This is a genomic window from Mesorhizobium sp. AR07, from assembly GCF_024746815.1.
Taxonomy (GTDB): domain Bacteria; phylum Pseudomonadota; class Alphaproteobacteria; order Rhizobiales; family Rhizobiaceae; genus Mesorhizobium.
On the sequence record NZ_CP080525.1, the window covers coordinates 5,589,879 to 5,608,195 of the forward strand.

Consider the following 18,317-nt stretch of genomic DNA (forward strand, 5'->3'; position numbering starts at 1 on the left):
CGGCCCGTCTAGACCATTGGCCGGTCTGGTTCAAGAAATAGGATTTCCGGCTATCCGAACCAAGAGTGGCCGATTTGAGTTAATCTTTTTGCAATTCCTTCGATGCAGCGAGCCCTTCTGGCCGCTCATCGGCCTCTCCGGTGCGCTGCTTGTCGGCGTCGCCGGTGCGGCGCGAGCGCGACTGCGCCTTGCGCTTCTGCAGATTGGCGCGCAACTGCTCGGCGAGCCGGTCGTTGCGGGTCGCGCCAGACTTTTTCACTGGACCAGTCTTTGTCGTGTCGTTCATCGTCCCGTCTCAGCTGGCGACCAGCCAGCCCGCTGATCAGGGATAGCCAACATTGTGGCGCCGCCATGTCATCAAAAGCCATCCGGCAAAGGCTTTCACAGAAGCGTTGCACTTGGCCTTGCGCTTGCCGGTTCGATATGGCAGAAGCCCCGCCATCAGCGGCTGCGGTAGCTCAGTGGTAGAGCACTCCCTTGGTAAGGGAGAGGTCGAGAGTTCAATCCTCTCTCGCAGCACCATCCCATCTCTTTGAAATCGTTGCGCGACAGCGCCAAAACGCTGCAGGGATAGCCGCAGCAGACGAACGCCGATATTCCGCGTGCTCGATCAGTTCGATAGGGCGCCGATGGACTGGCGATTGTCATCAACATCGAGGCGGGCATCTCGCAAGTGCCTGCAACCAATGGAACGGAGGCGCAACGGCCCGAGCGGCGCGCCGTCGTAGGCAACACTCGGCGAGATGCCTTAGAACCAACCCCGCCACTTGAACCACGCCAACGGAATGATGGCGCTGAGAGCGATCATTGCCAGCCCATAAGGGTAGCCGAAGGCCCAGTCGTATTCGGGCATGGTCTTGAAATTCATGCCGTAGATACCGGCAATCAAGGTCGGGGGAATGCCGACGATCGAAACGATGGTGAGAATCTTGAAGATGTCGTTTTGGGCGATGCCGATCAGCCCGACCATGGCATCGAGCAGGAATTGCACCTTGTCGGATAGATGGACCTCGTAGTCGTCAAGAGAAGCCACGTCCTGCTTCAGGCCGTTCATTCGCGGCGTCATCCGCCCGTCACCCCAATCCGCGGTCATCCCGCACGCGAAATCGATGGCGCGTCCCAGCGCCAGCAAGGCATCGCGCTTTTCCGAAAGATAGTCACCCAGTCGGCCGACATGGCGCAACTGGGCGCGAATGACCTTGTTTGAGCGGATCGCCTTGCGGCCCGGGCTGTCCGGCACATGGAAAGCGGTGGCGGACAAGACGCGCAGTTCGGCCGCCGCGTGCTCGAGACCGTCGGCGAGGCGATCGATGAGTTCATCGCAGAGGTCGACGAACACCTCCAGGCTCGAGGTCGGGCATTGACCGGAATCGCTGAAGCGTCCGGCAACCGCGTCGAAGGCCGGCAACGTGGCGAAACGAACGGTGACGAGGCGCTCGCGCGACAGCACGAACCCGACCGGCGCGACTTGCGGTGCGCCACCTTCGACAAGCGTGACCATTGGCACGCTCATCGAAAGCACGCCGTCGCGGATTCTGAGCCGGCTGGAACTTTCGATCTCGCTGAGACTTTCGCGACTGGGCACCGCGACGCCGGCCAGCGAATCGGCCTCGGCGAGTTCCGCCGGTGTGGGGTCATGAAGATCCAGCCAGATCGCTTGGCGCTGCGATCCTGGCGTTCTGTTCTGGGGATAAATGCTCAACATTGACGGGGCTTGGCCATGAGAGGAGTCCGACGCTCTTAACATGCCATGGCTGTCGGGGCGAGCATCCGGATTTGCCCGAGCATCAGACATGCAAGCCATTTGGAGACCCATTCTCGGCGTGAACACTATTCGTTAACCAAGATGCTGTTCATCGACATGACGTGTTTTGGGATGGATGCCGTCTGTCCCGGTCAAGCCCATGCCTTCTCAGGTCAGGTCAGGGCGCGGAAAAGAAGGCCCTCCTCATTCCGGCGAAGACGTCAAATCGCCCCAGACAAGTACAATGTGCAAGGCATGAATGTGATTGAAAGCGAACAAAACGCGCCCGGCGTTTCCCATCGTTGGTCACGGTTGCCGGCCATCATGCTCGCATTCCTTTGCATGTGCATGACCAGCGCGTTCGCGGAGACTCGCGCCTTGAAGATTCAACATCTTCATACCGGCGAGAAGGCCGAGATCGTCTTCAAGCGAAATGGGCGCTACGATCCGGCGGGATTGAAGAAGATCAATTTCATGCTGCGTGACTGGCGTCGCAACGAGCCGACCAAGATGGATCCGCGCCTGCTCGACCTTGTCTGGCAGGCCTATAGAGCCAGCGGCTCGACGGCCTATATCAACGTGGTCAGCGCCTATCGATCGCCTGCGACGAACGCAATGCTGCGCGGTCGTTCGAAGGGCGTGGCTCGGGAAAGCCAACACATGGTTGGCCGGGCGATGGACTTCTTCCTGCTGGATGTGCCGCTGAAGAAGCTGCGCGACATCGGCCTCAAGATGCAAGGCGGCGGCGTGGGCTACTATCCTACCTCCGGTTCGCCTTTCATACACATGGACGTTGGCAATGTGCGGCATTGGCCGGGCATAGCCCGCCAGGAACTCGCCAAGGTATTCCCAAACGGCAACACACTGCATGTGCCGAGCGACGGCAGACCGCTGCCCGGCTACGAGCAGGCGCTTGCCGCCTACAAGTCGCGCAAGGGCGCAGGTACGCCCAACATCGAACTGGCCAACATCGAACTGGCCAAGATCGAACTGGCCAAGATCGAACTGGCAAGTGTCGACGGCGACCAACGCAAGCCGCGTGGCCTGCTTGCGACGCTGTTGGGTGGGCGTGGCGGAGGCGAGTCGGACGATATCGGGGAAGCGGTGCCCGCGCCGCGCAAACCGGCGAAGTCGGTCGAGCCCCGGCAGGCCGGACAGGGCATCGCGGTCGTGCCGCCGCGGGAAGCTCGGCGTGCCGACATCCAGATGGCTTCCGGCGCCCCCGATGAAGACCCGCTCACCGGACAGAAGCGGGAGACGCCTGAAGCGATCGTCATGGCGATGGCGCCGGGCGCAGTGCCGCTGCCGGCCTTCGCACCGCGCGCCGAACTCACGGCGAGTGTTCCGAGCTCCGAAACCGTGCCGTTCGCAATTGCCGGCGCTTCCATGGCGCGGGCCGAACTGCTACCCGCGAAACCGGCGGTAAACGATGCCGACATTCGCTTGGCCAAGACGGATGCCGCTCCGCCAAGCGCCGCGCCGAACATGGTGGCGCTCAACATCCCATTGCCGACATGGCGGCCGGAAAACCAGACAAGCCCGGCGCGTCAGCCGCAAGCAGCCAAATCTGGCTATGCAATCGGCACCTTGCTGGCCATGCATCACCCGGATGAGGGCCTCGATGGGCTGGCCGGCCGGCCGATCGCCCACCCCGCATCGAAACCCGAAGATCGCGTCAGGACCAGTCCGAAGGCCGACCGTGTCCAGCCGCGCACCGATCCCGGAGCGTCCGTGGTCATTGTGCCCGCGGCGTTGACCAGTCGACCGCTTGCCACAGGGCGCGGCATCACCGGCGGAACCGGGTCGACAACGGCGCCTGTCATTGCGGCCAATTTCATCCGCACGGCGCCAGAGCAGATCTATCTTGACGGATTTCGGCCGCGAAGAGAGCCGTCCGACCATCGCCGCTTCACCGGCTCCGCGGTGAAGTTCCTGCCCGTCGCCAGCTTCAAATAGGCTGGTTGCGGGCGAGATTGACGTGCGGGTAAGCTGCCGCCGAGATTCGCCGGATCGCTTCGATCCGATCTTCGCCGCTTCCTGGCAAGCGTGGATCAAGCATAGTTCGTCCGAACGGCCTATGCCACCGACCAGCCGCCATCGACAAGAATGTTGGCCCCCGTAATCATCGACGCCGCCGGCGATGCCAAAAACACCACGGTTCCCGCGACGTCGATCGGGTCGCCGATGCGGCCGAGCGGAATGTGGCCGAGCACATGGGCGTGAAAGTCCGGCTCGGCGAGCGAAGGCCGCGTGCCGTCGGTCCAGATGAAGGTCGGCGCCACGCTGTTGACGGCGATCTTGTGCTGCGCCCATTCGGCGGCCAGGCAGCGCGTCAGATGGTTGATCGCCGCCTTGCTCATGCAGTAGATCGCCTCGCCCTTCAGCGTCACCGTGCCAGCCTGCGAGCTGATGTTGATGATGCGTCCGGATTTTTGGGCGATCATCAATCGTCCGACCGCCTGGGTGGTGAAGAACGTACCCTTGAGATTGACGTTCACCGTCAGGTCGAAATCTTCCTCGGTCACGTTCTCGGCCAGGTTTTCCGGCCCGAGCCCGACATTGTTGACCAGCACGTCGATGCGGCCGAAGGCGGCGTGCGCCTCGGCGATGGCCTTTCGCACCGTGGCGAGATCGGTCAGATCCATCCGCACGGCCAGCGCCCGGCGGCCCAAGCTCCCGATCTCGGCGACAAGCTCCGCTCCGTCGGCCTTGCCGCGCACGCCGACGATCATGTCGGCGCCGGAGCCGGCACACGCCAGCGCACAGGCGCGGCCGATGCCGCGCGAAGCGCCGGTGACCAGCACCACCTTGCCGGCCAGATCGAATTTCGGCGTGAATTCTGTCATCGCAACCTCCCCTGAAAGGGTCTCGGGCCGAAACCATCGCGGCCTTTGCACTGAACACTATCGGGTCGCGGTGTGAAAGCCAGCCGGCATCTGGAGACATCTCGTGGCAAGAACACCGCCTACGCCCGGAGCCATGCCCCGGCCATCACGATGCTATCTCCCGAGGGAAGATTGCGCTGTGCGGGTTCCGGGATGGGCGATCCGGCTTGCGCGATTGACAGTCGAGAGTGCGCGCATGTGCGTGGCGGTTGCCGCGGCACTCGTGATATCAGTTAGCCGCGTGACACAGTCTATCATCTGTCGTATATTGACATAAAGATATCCTTATGTGACAGGAATAAGCCTGTCGCGAAAGGGATAAAAAATGTCGCAGAATTCTGCATCGCTGGACGCATTGTTCGGCCCCGTCGCGGCCAAGCCCGACGGTTCGGAAGTGCTGGCGGCACTCACGGTGGCGGCACGCGAACGCATCCTCATTCTGGACGGCGCCATGGGCACGCAGATTCAGGGCCTCGGCTTCGACGAGGGCCAGTTTCGCGGTAAGGCCTTCGCCGGCTGCGCCTGCCACCAGCAGGGCAACAATGACCTGCTGATCCTGACCCAGCCCGGGGCGATCGAGGAGATCCACTATCAGTATGCCATATCAGGTGCCGACATTCTCGAAACCAACACCTTCTCCTCGACCTCCATTGCGCAAGCCGACTACGGTATGGAAGATGCCGTCTATGCGCTGAACCGTGACGGGGCGCGGCTGGTGCGGCGCGCCGCTGTTCGTGCCGAGCAGCAGGATGGCAAGCGCCGTTTCGTCGCTGGTGCCCTCGGTCCGACCAACCGCACGGCCTCGATGTCGCCTGACGTGAACAATCCCGGCTATCGCGCCGTGACCTTCGACGATCTGCGACTGGCCTATGGCGAGCAGTTGCGCGGGTTGATCGATGGCGGCGCCGACATCATCCTGATCGAGACCATCTTCGACACGCTGAACGCCAAGGCGGCGATCTTCGCCTGCAACGAAATCTTCATCGAGAAGGGCGTGCTCCTGCCGGTGATGATTTCGGGCACCATCACCGACCTGTCCGGCCGCACGCTGTCGGGCCAGACGCCGACCGCCTTCTGGCATTCGGTGCGCCATGCCAGCCCCTTCACCATCGGCCTCAACTGCGCGCTCGGCGCCAAGGCCATGCGCGCGCATCTGGCCGAGATTTCGGGTGTCGCCAACACCTTCACCTGCGCCTATCCGAATGCCGGCCTGCCCAATGAATTCGGCCGGTATGACGAGAGCCCTGAATTCATGGCCGCGCAGATCGAGGATTTCGCCCGCGAAGGGCTGGTCAACGTCGTCGGCGGCTGCTGCGGTTCGACACCGGATCACATAAGGGCGATTGCCGAGGCGGTGCGGAACTATCCGCCGCGCGTCATTCCGGAGATTGAGCCCAGGATGCGGCTTTCGGGGCTGGAGCCGTTCACGCTGACCGACGAGATTCCCTTCGTCAATGTCGGCGAGCGCACCAATGTCACGGGATCGGCCAAGTTCCGCAAGCTGATCACGGCGGGCGATTATGTCGCCGCGCTCGACGTGGCGCGCGACCAGGTCGCCAATGGCGCCCAGATCATCGACATCAACATGGACGAGGGGCTGATCGATTCGAAGAAGGCAATGGTGGAGTATCTCAACCTGATCGCCGCCGAGCCGGACATCGCCCGCGTGCCTGTCATGGTCGACAGTTCGAAATGGGAGATCATCGAGGCCGGCCTGAAATGCGTGCAGGGCAAGCCGCTGGTCAACTCCATCTCGATGAAGGAAGGCGAGGAAGCGTTCCTGCATCATGCCAGGCTGGTCCGCGCCTATGGCGCGGCGGTGGTCGTCATGGCCTTCGACGAGGACGGCCAGGCCGACACCAAAGCGCGCAAGGTCGAGATCTGCACCCGCGCCTACAAGCTGCTTACCGAGCAGGCGGGCTTTCCGCCTGAGGACATCGTCTTCGATCCGAACGTGTTCGCCATCGCCACCGGCATCGAGGAACACAACAATTACGGCGTCGATTTCATCGAGGCGGCGCGCCAGATCACGTCGACGCTGCCGCATGTCCATATTTCCGGCGGTGTGTCGAACCTGTCCTTCTCGTTCCGCGGCAACGAGCCGGTGCGCGAGGCCATGCATGCCGTCTTCCTCTACCATGCTATCCAGGCAGGCATGGACATGGGCATCGTCAATGCCGGCCAGCTTGCCGTCTACGACACGATCGAGCCGGAGCTGCGCGAGGCCTGCGAGGATGTCGTGCTCAACCGCGTGCCCAAGGCAGGCGGCACCGCCACCGAACGCATGCTGGAGATCGCCGAGCGCTTCAAGGGCACGGCGGGCCAGGAGGCCAAGGAGCGCGACCTTGCCTGGCGCGACTGGCCGGTCGAGCAACGCATCAGCCATGCGCTGGTCAACGGCATCACCGAATTCATCGACGCCGACACCGACGAGGCGCGGCTGGCCGCCGAGCGCCCGCTGCATGTCATCGAAGGCCCGCTGATGGCCGGCATGAATGTCGTCGGCGACCTGTTCGGCGCCGGAAAGATGTTCCTGCCGCAAGTGGTGAAGTCGGCGCGGGTGATGAAACAGGCGGTGGCCGGGCTGCTGCCGCACATGGAGGCCGAGAAACTGGCCAACGCCGCCAACGGCATCGACAATGGCGAGCGCCAGACGGCGGGAAAGATCCTGATGGCGACGGTGAAGGGCGATGTCCACGACATCGGCAAGAACATCGTCGGCGTGGTTCTCGCCTGCAACAATTACGAGATCATCGATCTCGGTGTCATGGTGCCGGCGGCAAGGATCCTGCAGACGGCACGCGAGAGACAAGTCGACATCATCGGCCTGTCCGGCCTGATCACGCCGTCGCTCGACGAGATGGTGCACATGGCCGCCGAAATGGAGCGCGAGGGTTTCGACATCCCGCTGTTGATCGGCGGCGCGACGACCAGCCGCGTGCATACGGCGGTGAAGATCCACCCGCGATATACCAGCGGCCAGACGGTCTATGTCACCGACGCCAGCCGGGCGGTCGGCGTCGTGTCCAACCTGCTGTCGAACGAGACCAAGGGCGGCTATGTCGACACGGTGCGGGCAGAATACAAGAAGGTCGCCGATGCGCATGCCCGCTCCGAAGCCGACAAGCAACGGCTGCCGCTGGCCAAGGCGCGCGCCAATGCGCACAAGGTCGACTGGTCCGCCTACGAGCCGCCAAAGCCGTCCTTCACCGGCGTGAAGGTCTTCGAAAACTATGACCTCACCGAACTCGCACGCTACATCGATTGGACGCCGTTCTTCCAGACCTGGGAGTTGAAAGGGCGTTATCCCAAGATCCTCGAAGACGAAGCTCAGGGACCAGCGGCGCGCCAGCTGTTCGAGGATGCGCAAGCGATGCTGAAGAAGATCATTGCCGAGAAATGGTTCGCGCCACGCGGCGTCATTGGCTTCTGGCCGGCCAATGCCGTCGGCGACGACATCAGGCTGTTCACGGACGAGGCGCGATCGCAGGAATTGGCGACGTTCTTCACCTTGCGCCAGCAACTGACCAAGCGCGACGGCAAGGCCAATGTCGCGCTGTCGGATTTCGTCGCCCCGTCGGACAGCGGCAAGCCTGATCATATCGGCGGCTTCATCGTCACCGCAGGGATCGAGGAGGTGGCGATTGCCGAGCGTTTCGAACGGGCGAACGACGATTATTCCTCGATCATGGTCAAGGCGCTGGCCGACCGTTTCGCCGAGGCCTTCGCCGAGCGCATGCACGAGAAGGTGCGCAAGGAGTTTTGGGCTTACGCAGCCGATGAGAACCTGGCGCCCGACGAACTGATCGGCGAGCCCTATCGCGGCATCCGCCCGGCGCCCGGCTATCCGGCGCAGCCCGACCATACCGAGAAGGCGACGCTGTTCCGGCTGCTCGACGGCGAGGGCAATGCGGGCGTGAGCCTGACCGAAAGCTATGCGATGTGGCCGGGCTCGTCGGTGTCCGGCATTTATCTCGCGCATCCCGAAAGCTATTATTTCGGCGTCGCCAAGGTCGAGCGCGACCAGGTCGAGGACTATGCGCGCCGCAAGGCGATGCCGCTTGCCGAAGTCGAACGCTGGCTCGGACCTATCCTCAACTATGTGCAGGTGCCTCATGCCGAGGCGGCTGAATAGCGGCGGCGAGCTCTGTGGCAAGCAGCATTTGCGCTGGTTGCTGGCTTGTGATCCATGGCGTGACGGTTACACCTTCGGGGTAGCCGTCTTTTGCAGTTGGAGCGCCAATGACCGTACTCACACGCCGCGGACTTTTGAAAACGGCTGCGATTGCCGGCGCAAGCGGGGTAGGGCTCGCAGCCATGGGCAGGTTTGGCGGCTGGGCCGCCGCCTGGCCTGAGCCGATGGTGCTGCAGACGGCCAAAATCCAGACGAAACTGATGGATGTCGGCCCGACCAGGGATGTGCTGACCTATGGCGGCGCCGGAATGCCGCCGGTGCTCAGGATGAAAAAGGGCGAGCCCTTCGCCGCGCGTCTCGTCAACGCCATCGACGATCCCACGACGATCCACTGGCACGGCATTCGCGTGCCCAACAAGATGGACGGCGTGCCGTTTCTGGTCCAGCCCTACGTCTATACCGGCGATCATTTCGACTACGCCTTCACGCCGCCCGACGCCGGCACCTTCTGGTACCACCCGCATTGCAACACCCTGGAGCAGATGGGCCACGGCCTGACCGGCGTGATCGTGGTCGAAAACCCCGGCGATCCGAAATTCGATGCCGAAATGGTCATCAATCTGCGCGACTGGCGCCTCGGCGACGACGCCCAGTTCATCGACCAGTTCCGGCCGCGCGATGCCGCGAGAACCGGCACCTACGGCACCGTGCGCACCGCCAACTGGCTCGATCAGCCGCAATATGACGCGCCGGCCGGAGGGCTGGTGCGGCTCAGGGTCGCCGTCACCGACGTCACGAGGATCTATGCCTTTCGCGTCGACGGCGCCGAAGCCATGGTCATCGCACTCGACGGCAATCCGGTGCCGCAGCGTTTTTCCCCCGATGCTCTGCTGGTTGGACCCGGCCAGCGCATGGAGCTGGCCATCCGCATGCCCGACGACGAGGGCGCGGTCGTCGGCCTGCGAGACGTCAGGGGTACCAAGCCCAAGACGGTCGCGACCCTGCGCGCGATTGGAAGCTCGCTCAAGCGCGACATGCGTGATGTTGCACCCCTCGAGGCCAATCCGGTGGCGGAGGTGGATCTCTCCACCGCCGGGCATATTTCCCTGGCGCTCAGCGCCACGGCGGAAAATGTTCCGAGCGATGGCATCTGCGGTTCGCTGGGCTACAGTTTCTGGGCAATCAACAAGGTGCCGTGGCCCGGCGATACAAAGGATCCGACCGCGCCGCTGGCCGAACTGAAACTCGGCCGGAGCTATGTCATCGACATGGAAAACCTGACGCCGCAATCGCATCCGATGCATCTGCACGGCATGAGTTTCAAGGTGTTGTCGTCCTCGACACGCCCGGTTCAGCCGCTGATTTCTGATACCTATCTCATCCAGCCCAACGAGAAGGTGAGCCTGGGCTTCGTCGCCGACAATCCCGGCGACTGGCTGCTGCACTGCCACATCATCGAGCACCAGAAATCTGGAATGACGAGCTATGTCAGGGTAGTGTGAAGCCACGCTGGCCGATGTGCGATCAGGCACGCGTTGACGGGCGAGAAATGCCGCGCTTGCGGTTTCGTTGGCAAAAGGGGGCGGTTCCCTGCTATTGCCGCCTCCAAATCAGGAAATCATGGGACAACCCTGCATGACCAATGTCGCCCTGACCGGGCTTGCCCGCGATCTTGCCAGCCGTGCCGCCGAGGGCCGCCCGGTGCGCATCGGCGTCATCGGCTCGGGCGAGATGGGCACCGATCTGGTCACGCAAGGCATGCTGATGCCGGGCATTTCGGTTTGCGCCGTCTCGACCCGCCGCCCGCACACCGCGCGCGAGGCCATACGCATCGCCTATGGCGACGAAGCCATGGCGGTCGAAGCCGATACCGCGTCGAAAGTCACCGGCGCCATCGAGAGCGGCAGGATCGCCATCACCTCCAACGAGATGCTGGTCACCAATCCGCTGATCGACGTCGTCATCGACGCCACCGGCAAGCCGGGTGTCGCCGCCGATTTCGACCTGATGGCGATGGAGCACGGCAAGCATCTGGTGATGATGAACGTCGAGGCCGACGTCACCATCGGCTGCTACCTGAAGCAACAGGCCGACCGGCTCGGCGTCGTCTATTCGGTCGGCGCCGGCGACGAGCCGTCGAGCTGCATGGAGCTGATCGAGTTTGCTTCGGCGCTTGGGCTAACCATCGTCTCGGCCGGCAAGGGCAAGAACAACCCGCTCAACCACGATGCCGTGCCCGACGACTATCGCGCGGAAGCGATCCGCCGCAACATGAACCCGCGCATGCTGGTCGAGTTCGTCGACGGCTCGAAAACCATGGTCGAGATGTGCGCCATCGCCAACGCCACCGGGCTGGTGCCGGATGTGCCGGGCATGCACGGCCCCAAGGCCGACCGTGACGACCTCGCCAAGGTGCTCATTCCGCGCGAGGATGGCGGGCTGCTGTTGAAGAAGGGCGTCGTCGACTACACGATCGGCAAGGGCGTGGCGCCCGGTGTCTTCGTCATCGTCGAGGCGACGCATCCGCGCATCATCGAGCGCATGGACGATCTGCATATCGGCCACGGTCCCTATTACAGCCTGTTTAGGCCCTATCATCTGACCTCGCTGGAAGTGCCGCTCACCGCCGCCCGCATCGTGCTTTTCGGCAAGCCCGATATGGTGCCGCTGCCGCGCCCGGTGGCCGAGGTGTGCGCCGTCGCCAAGCGCAACTTGGCCGTCGGCGAGACCTTCGATGCGATCGGCGAGACCTGCTACCGCTCCTGGACGATGACCGTCGGAGAAGCCCGTGCCCAGCGCGCTGTGCCGGTCGGCCTGCTCGAGGGCGGCAAGGTGCTGAAACCGGTCCGGAAAGGCGAACTGCTGACTGCCGACAATGCCGCGCCCGACCAGACGACGAGGCTGTTCGCCTTGCGGCGGCTGCAGGACGAGATGCTTTACGGAGCCTGAACGGCTAGTTATCGACGTTGGCGCCGCCCCTCATCCGCCTGCCGGCACCTTCTCCCCGTATAGTGACGGGGAGAAGGGATTGGCCGCAACGTAATGCCGCCCCTGCAACGTTGGCGATTGGCGAAGTCATCGACGAGAGCGCCCTTCTCCCCGTCACTATACGGGGAGAAGTGCCCGGCAGGGCGATGAGGGGCGGCGCGACATCCAAAGCCTTCTTGCGGCGAGTCGGTCCCGCAAAAAGGCTGAACCGGCCAGACGGCCTTACTTCCCCAATTCGATCGACCGCAGCCGCGCCGCTTCCACTGCCTGTGTGAGCAGATTGGTCAGCCTGTCCTCGCCCATCAGCACGCCAAGCGCGGCTGCCGTGGTGCCGTTGGGGCTGGTCACCTGCTGGCGCAGCACGCCCGGCTCCTCGCCGCTTTCGGCGGCAAGCGAGGCAGCGCCGTAGACGGTCTGCATCGCGAGCAGCTTGGCGGTTTCGGTCGGCAACCCAGCCTTTTGGGCGGCGACGGTCAGAGCCTCGATGAAGTGAAAAATATAGGCCGGCCCCGACCCGGATACGGCGGTCACCGCATCCATCAGGCCCTCGTCGTCGATGGTGGCCACTTCGCCGCTCGCCGACAAAAGGTCGGCGACGAAACGCTTGGTATCGTCGGAAACCAGCCTGTTGGAAAACACCACCATCATGCCCTTGCCGATGGCAGCCGGCGTGTTGGGCATGCAGCGCACGACAGGTGCGCGGTTGCCTAGGATCTCCTCGAAGGTGGCGGCCGGCGTCCCGGCGGCGATGCTGACGAAAGTGGTGCGACCGTCGCCGAAGCGCTTGTAGGCGGCGGTGACGTCGCGGATCACTTGCGGCTTCACCGCGATGACGACGAGATCAGGCACGGCATCGGCCGGAATGTCGCCGGCGTCCGCTGCCGTGCCGCAGCCCAGCGCTGCCGCGCGCTGGCGCAAATCGGCATTGGGCTCGACCACGAAAACCGCTGATGGCGCAAGCTTGCCGGATTTCAGCCAGCCCGAGAGCATGGCGTAACCCATATTGCCGCAGCCGGCGAGAACGAGCCTGATCGTCATGGAAACCCTCCGAAGGAAAGGCCTTCACATAGACGCTCGTGGTTCAGTGGGGAAGCCCCGTCAGGACGGACGGGAAGATCGCTCATTGCGATCGGGATCGCACACCACGATCGGGCTCGCGCAACGCCATCGGCCGCAGCGAGACTTGTCTCAGGCCGAGCACACCGAGCACGAAGAACAGCCAGACCGGGTCGCCGCGATGGAAGAAGAAGCTTTCGAGGAAAGCGTTCAGCGCGGTGAACAGCACCACCATCATGAAGAAGTCGCCGAGATAGATGTTTTCCTTGCGCAGCGGAATGCGCATGTAGTCGCGCAACGGCGCGATGAGAAAGGTGTAGACCGCCACGCAAAGTGCCGGAATGCCCATCAGCACGGCGATGTCGAGATAGCCGTCATGGCCGTGCACGATGGTTCTGATGTCCCACGGCCGGTCGAAGGGCTGGTCCTGGTTGAGCAGCAGCGGCGTGCCCCAGAAGCTTTCATAGCCGTAACCGGTCCATGGCTTCTTCGCCAGCATGGAGCCGGCAAACTCCCACAGCGTCGTCCGCCCGGTATAGGTCATGTCGGGGAAATAGATCGCCGCCAGATGTTTCACCGGCGGCAGGAAGACGATGCCCAGCGTGCCGACCGCCGTGCCGATGATCGCCAGCGCAAACAGGACCGGTGTGCCGAGCCGCATGCCCATCAGGCTCGGGAACATCACGATCAGGATCGAGAACGGCACCAGCCCGGCCGTCGTCTTGGAGCCGGTGTGCAGCATGAAGACCATCGCCGCGCAGAAGATTCCGGCACCCCAGAACCGCTGCCCGCGCCGGTAGAGATACAGGCCCGCGAAACTGAAACAGGCCATGATCGGCCCGGCGATGTTCTTGTGCGTGAACACGCCGCGCCACAGGCCGGCATGTTCGGGCTCCTGCGAGTCCGCGGTGTGCAGCGCCTCGTGCGGAAAGACGATGAGGCCAAGATAGGACAGGCCCATGACCACGACGGCGGTGAAGATGATGACCTTCGAGAAGGCTTCGGCGTCGCGCGGCAAGACCAGGATCGTCGCCATCGTCAAAATGCCGATCAGCGTGAACGAGGCGGCGCGCATTGCCGAGGGCGGGTCGGTTGCCAGCACCACCGACAGGAGAAAGAAGCCCAGCATCAGCACCCAGGACGGGCTGAGCAGCGAGCGCACGATACGCGGGTCGGCGAAGGCCATCAGCGAGAAGATCGACACGGCACCGAGCGAGCCGAAACCAAGCTGGTTGACGATGTCGCCGCCGTTGCCGGTCAGTTCGGCGCCGCCCGGCTGGAACGGCCGGAAGGACACCATGATGACGGTGAACAGCAGTGCCGCGATCGCGGTCGCCACGCCGTCGCGCGTGAAAGCAGCGCTGAGCGGCGCGCGCTCAGTTTTTCTCAGGCTGGCGGTATTGCTCATTGGCATATCCGAATTCGGCCAGCACGCGGCCCAGCGCCACATGGACGGGGTAGATGGCGATCGCCGGCGAACCGGTCAGCACCAGCCGAACCAGGCCGCGAAACGGTGAGGCGGCAAGCAGCGCCAGGCTCTTCGCAAGCACCTTGGCGCCGGCCAGCGGCGTACCGGCGCGCTTCTTCTTTTCGACCAGTGTCGAGATCACGCCGTTGCGCAGGCTGCGGGCACGGATCCAGTCGGCTTCGACGCGCCGCGCCGGGACGGTCTCATGCACCTGTCCCTCGGCGCACCAGCCCAGCACAAAGCCCCTCTGTGCGGACCGGCTGAGAAAATCGGAATCACCACCGCCCATGAAGTTGAACTTCAGATCGAGAAAGGGCGGACCCATGGCGATCAGTACGTTGCGCCCGACCAAAAGATTGCCGGACGAATAGAGCGCCGGCACACGCCCGGTTTTCCGATAGGGCGGTGCGAAGACCGGGTGATCGGCCCACCTGGCATGGGCCGGGTCGGCAAAGTCAGGCACCTGCGGGCCGCCGACGATATCGGCGCCGAGCGTTTCGGCCGCCCCGCACATCCGTTCCAGCCATTGCGGATCGGCGATCTCGTCATCGTCGATGACCAGCATATGCCTGAAGTTCGGGAACTGCAGGATCGCCGTCTGCCAGCCGGCATTGTAGGCGCTGCAATTGCCGCGCTGATGCGCGATGATGACCATGCCTGATATCTCGCCACGCTCGAACAGCGGCAGTGCGGCCTTGGCGCCGGCACGCGCCTCGGCTTCGTTTTCCATGACGATGACGGCAAAGCGCCTGCCGGTCTGCTGCGCTCGTAGCGACGCCAGCGTTTCCAGCACCTGCTCGGGCCGCTTGAAGGTCGGCAAGGTGACGACCGCTTCGATGGTCTCGGCCGCAAGCCGAGGCGAGCGTCCCGCGATCGATACCGAACCGTCTGATGGCAAAGGGATCATCCGTTCCAGCCACATGGTGAATTGGGGCTCTGGTAGCACCACGGTGATAAGGTTTCGTTAATCACCTTGCACGGAGAAGCCCGTCAGGCACGGGCTTTCGGTCGTTGATTGTGCTCGCTTAATCAAGGGTTCACCGCACTTTGCTACCGGCTACACCACAGGATAGGTGAGATGCATCTGCTGTTCGCCACATCGATCGTGCCCGACGGCGCTCTTGCCTCGGGCTATGAGATCGCCAACGCTTCAATTATCGCCGCCTTGCGGCGCGCTGGCGCGCGCGTCACGGTCATCGGCTTCACCTGGCCGGGAAAACCCGCGATCGATCCCGAAAACACCGTGGTGCTAGGGGCGATCGACGTGCGCACCGACAATGCCTCCGCACCCCAAAAGCTCGCCTGGGTCGGCAAGGCCATGCTTTCTGGCCTCACCTTCGCGTCGGTCAAGTTGCGCGCCGTGTCCGACAGCGATGTTCTCGCCGCGGTCGCACGCGCCGGCCCGTTCGACGGCTATGTGCTGAATTCCGTGCAGTTCGCCGGCGCCTTCGAAAAGCTGTTCACTGAGCGGCCCTCGATTTTCGTCGCCCACAATGTCGAGCATCTTTCGGCGCGGGAGAACGCCGCTGCCGCCGGCAGCCTCTTCCAGCGCCTGCTGTTCCGCCGTGAGGCGAGGTTGCTCGAGACCATGGAGGAGCGTCTCTGCAACCGCGCGCGATTCGTCTTCACCCTGGCCGAGGAAGACCGCGCGGCACTCGGTGTCGCCTCCGACGACCGCTCGGCGGTACTGCCATTGGTGACCGGCGCGCAGGCGTCCGAACCGAAAGGCCAGCGCCGCATCGATTGCGACGCGGCGCTGATCGGCACCTGGACCTGGCAGCCGAACCGCATCGGCCTCGACTGGTTCCTGGAGAAAGTCGTACCGCACCTGCGGCCCGGTTTCCGCATCCGGATTGCCGGCAGCATGCCGTCGGGCGTCACGTCGAAGCATCCGGGTGTCGAATTTGTCGGCAGCGTGCCGGACGCGCAGGCTTTCGTGCGCAGTGCTGCCGTCATCCCGCTGATCAGCACCGCCGGCAGCGGTGTCCAGTTGAAGACCATCGAAACCTTCGAGCTCGGCCTGCCGTCCGTCGCCACCAGCCGCTCGCTGCGCGGCATCGACCATCGCCCGGCCAATTGCGTCGTCACCGACGATCCCGCCGCCTTCGCCAGCGCACTGGAGGGCGCGGCAGCAGACATTCGCGATGTTGACGGCAGCGCATTCCGTCGTTCGCAACTCAAGGCGCTCGATGCCGCCATCCGGCTCGGCCTCGAAAAACTCGGGCCTGTCAGGCAGGAGGCGTTTGCATGAACATGCACAGCGCCCGCGCCGCGTTCGGGCTCGACACCTTGAAGACGATCCTCGGCATCCCGGTGCTTGCGATCCGCTGGGACGATGCCATCAGCTTGCTGAACCGCCTGATTGCCGAACGGCGTTTCACCAAGGTCAGTTTCCTCAACGCCCACAACGCCAACATTGCCTACACCGAACCGGTCTTCGCCGAGGCGCTGGATGATTTCCTCATCCTGCCCGACGGCATCGGTGTCGATCTGGCGGCGAAACTTCTTTATGGGACGCCGTTTCCGGACAATCTCAACGGCACCGATTTCGTCCCCGCTTTCCTGCAGGCCTCGACAGCGCCGCTGACCGTCGGGCTGCTCGGCGCGACGCGCGCCAACGCCGAAGCGGCCTCGGTCAAGCTGGCGGCACTGGCCGTGCAGCACAGGTTCGTGGTCATCCATGACGGGTTCTTCTCGGCTGCCGAGGAGGCGGGAGTAATCGACCGGATCGAAGATTTGCGGCCGGACGTGCTGCTCGTCGCCATGGGCGTGCCGCGCCAGGAATTGTGGATCGCGCGCCATATCGACGCGCGCCACTGCACGCTGCCGATCGCCGTCGGCGCGTTGCTCGATTTCCTGAGCGGCGCGGTGCCGAGGGCGCCTTTGTGGATGCGCCAACTGCGGTTGGAATGGCTGTTTCGGTTGGCTGTCGAGCCGAGCCGCCTGTGGCGCCGCTATGTGGTCGGCAATCCTCTGTTCCTGCTGCGCGTCGTCAGGCAGAAATTCTCGCGCGGGACCGTCTCCGCTGGAGACATCAAGTGAACAGCCGATTCGTGCCAGGTGCCGTTGTCGACCCAAGTCCGCTTCGGCAGATCCCGACAGCGGCAATCGTGACGGCAAGCTATGCGCCCGATTTCGAGCGCTGCCGCCTGCTGTGCGAAACGCTTGACCGCCACGTTTCCGGCGCGGCGCACCACTATGTCCTGGTCGAGCATCGCGACATCAGGCTGTTTCGCCAATTGGAAAGCAGCCGTCGCAGCGTCGTCGACGAGCGGGAATTGCTGCCGCGCTGGCTGCATGCCTTCGACGATCCGCTCAGCCTGTTTCGCCGGCGCGTCTGGCTCAGCCTGAAGACCCAGCCGCTGCGCGGCTGGCACGTGCAGCAATTGCGCCGCATCGCGATATCGGCGCATGCATCCGAAGACGTGCTGATCTTCTGCGATTCCGATGTCGCTTTCCTCAAACCTTTCGACTGCGGCGCCTTTTGGCGCGACGGCAAGGCGCGGCTGTTCCGCCGCGACGGCGTGCTGGCGGATGAAGGTCATGAAGAGCATCGCATCTGGTCGCGCAACGCCGGCTCTGCGCTTGGCATCGACCCGTCCCGGACATCGGTCCACGACTACATCTCGACGCTGATCGCGTGGCGGCGCGACACCGTGTTGGCCATGTGCGGACAGATCGAGAAGGTCCACGGGCGCGGTTGGGTCGAGGTCGTCGGCTCGGCACGCAAATTCTCCGAATGCATGATCTACGGCCGCTATGTCGACGATCTGCTGGACGGTGCCGGCCATTTCCATGGCTCGGAGGAGTTCTGCCGCGTCCACTGGACTGGTGAAGCGCTGTCGGACGACGAGTTCCGCCGCTTCGTTGCCGCCATGGCGCCGGAGCAGGTAGCGATCGGCATGCAATCCTTCATCGGCACCGACGTTGGTCGCATCCGCCGCCTGATCGGCTTGGACTAAGGTGTGTTGAGATTCAGGTCAGGCCGAACCGAGAATGGTGGTTTTCGAGAACCGGAGCGGACATTCGGGTCGGTGAGCA

General features: G+C 63.7%; 13 protein-coding genes and 1 tRNA gene. 8 read left to right on the top strand and 6 right to left on the bottom strand.

Going from position 1 to position 18,317, the window contains the following annotated elements; translation table 11 throughout:
* Window positions 1–79 precede the first annotated feature (79 nt).
* The gene (locus BPNPMPFG_RS27880) at window positions 80–286 is read right to left on the bottom strand and encodes a hypothetical protein (protein WP_258591796.1); all 207 of its coding nucleotides are present in this window, start codon (window positions 284–286) and stop codon (window positions 80–82) included.
* Between the two features lie 161 nt (window positions 287–447).
* Between BPNPMPFG_RS27880 and BPNPMPFG_RS27885 the strand changes: the two genes are divergently transcribed.
* Window positions 448–522, top strand: a tRNA-Thr gene (locus BPNPMPFG_RS27885).
* A gap of 226 nt (window positions 523–748) precedes the next feature.
* Here BPNPMPFG_RS27885 and BPNPMPFG_RS27890 read toward each other — a convergent pair.
* A complete protein-coding gene (locus BPNPMPFG_RS27890) occupies window positions 749–1,705 on the bottom strand; it encodes a magnesium transporter CorA family protein (RefSeq protein ID WP_258591797.1) in 957 nt (318 codons plus the stop codon).
* A gap of 294 nt (window positions 1,706–1,999) precedes the next feature.
* Here BPNPMPFG_RS27890 and BPNPMPFG_RS27895 point away from each other — a divergent pair, with 294 nt between their 5' ends.
* Window positions 2,000–3,700, top strand: coding sequence for a peptidoglycan L,D-endopeptidase MepK (locus BPNPMPFG_RS27895; RefSeq protein WP_258591798.1), 1,701 nt, complete (start codon window positions 2,000–2,002; stop codon window positions 3,698–3,700).
* Between the two features lie 119 nt (window positions 3,701–3,819).
* On the opposite strand, the gene BPNPMPFG_RS27900 is transcribed toward BPNPMPFG_RS27895, so the two are convergent.
* Complete coding sequence (locus BPNPMPFG_RS27900) at window positions 3,820–4,590, bottom strand: SDR family NAD(P)-dependent oxidoreductase (RefSeq protein WP_258591799.1); 771 nt, start codon at window positions 4,588–4,590, stop codon at window positions 3,820–3,822.
* Window positions 4,591–4,954: 364 nt separating this feature from the next.
* Here BPNPMPFG_RS27900 and metH point away from each other — a divergent pair, with 364 nt between their 5' ends.
* The 3 genes from metH (at window position 4,955) to BPNPMPFG_RS27915 (ending at window position 11,713) form a co-directional block, all read left to right on the top strand.
* Window positions 4,955–8,764, top strand: a complete 3,810-nt coding sequence (gene metH / locus BPNPMPFG_RS27905; protein WP_258591800.1) for a methionine synthase — start codon at window positions 4,955–4,957, stop codon at window positions 8,762–8,764.
* Between the two features lie 107 nt (window positions 8,765–8,871).
* Complete coding sequence (locus BPNPMPFG_RS27910; protein WP_258591801.1) at window positions 8,872–10,266, top strand: multicopper oxidase family protein; 1,395 nt, start codon at window positions 8,872–8,874, stop codon at window positions 10,264–10,266.
* Between the two features lie 133 nt (window positions 10,267–10,399).
* On the top strand, window positions 10,400–11,713 hold the full coding sequence (locus tag BPNPMPFG_RS27915) for an NAD(P)H-dependent oxidoreductase (protein WP_258591802.1): 1,314 nt from the start codon (window positions 10,400–10,402) through the stop codon (window positions 11,711–11,713).
* Between the two features lie 261 nt (window positions 11,714–11,974).
* Here the strand turns inward: BPNPMPFG_RS27915 and proC are convergent, their stop codons facing one another.
* The 3 genes from proC to BPNPMPFG_RS27930 all read right to left on the bottom strand — a co-directional run bounded on the left by proC (window position 11,975) and on the right by BPNPMPFG_RS27930 (window position 15,183).
* Window positions 11,975–12,790 carry a pyrroline-5-carboxylate reductase gene (gene proC / locus BPNPMPFG_RS27920; protein ID WP_258591803.1) on the bottom strand — a complete coding sequence of 272 codons (816 nt, stop codon included), beginning with the start codon at window positions 12,788–12,790 and terminating at the stop codon, window positions 11,975–11,977.
* Between the two features lie 82 nt (window positions 12,791–12,872).
* A complete protein-coding gene (locus BPNPMPFG_RS27925) occupies window positions 12,873–14,216 on the bottom strand; it encodes an O-antigen ligase family protein (protein WP_258591804.1) in 1,344 nt (447 codons plus the stop codon).
* Complete coding sequence (locus BPNPMPFG_RS27930; RefSeq protein ID WP_258591805.1) at window positions 14,185–15,183, bottom strand: glycosyltransferase family 2 protein; 999 nt, start codon at window positions 15,181–15,183, stop codon at window positions 14,185–14,187. Before BPNPMPFG_RS27930 ends, BPNPMPFG_RS27925 begins: the two co-directional genes overlap by 32 nt.
* Before the next feature lie 171 nt (window positions 15,184–15,354).
* Here BPNPMPFG_RS27930 and BPNPMPFG_RS27935 point away from each other — a divergent pair, with 171 nt between their 5' ends.
* The 3 genes from BPNPMPFG_RS27935 to BPNPMPFG_RS27945 are packed head-to-tail and all read left to right on the top strand — an operon-like array spanning window position 15,355 to window position 18,238.
* The gene (locus BPNPMPFG_RS27935) at window positions 15,355–16,527 is read left to right on the top strand and encodes a glycosyltransferase (protein WP_258591806.1); all 1,173 of its coding nucleotides are present in this window, start codon (window positions 15,355–15,357) and stop codon (window positions 16,525–16,527) included.
* On the top strand, window positions 16,524–17,318 hold the full coding sequence (locus BPNPMPFG_RS27940) for a WecB/TagA/CpsF family glycosyltransferase (RefSeq protein WP_258591807.1): 795 nt from the start codon (window positions 16,524–16,526) through the stop codon (window positions 17,316–17,318). The genes BPNPMPFG_RS27935 and BPNPMPFG_RS27940 overlap by 4 nt, the downstream gene beginning before the upstream one ends.
* A complete protein-coding gene (locus tag BPNPMPFG_RS27945; RefSeq protein WP_258591808.1) occupies window positions 17,315–18,238 on the top strand; it encodes a DUF6492 family protein in 924 nt (307 codons plus the stop codon). The genes BPNPMPFG_RS27940 and BPNPMPFG_RS27945 overlap by 4 nt, the downstream gene beginning before the upstream one ends.
* The last annotated feature ends 79 nt before the right edge of the window (window positions 18,239–18,317 follow it).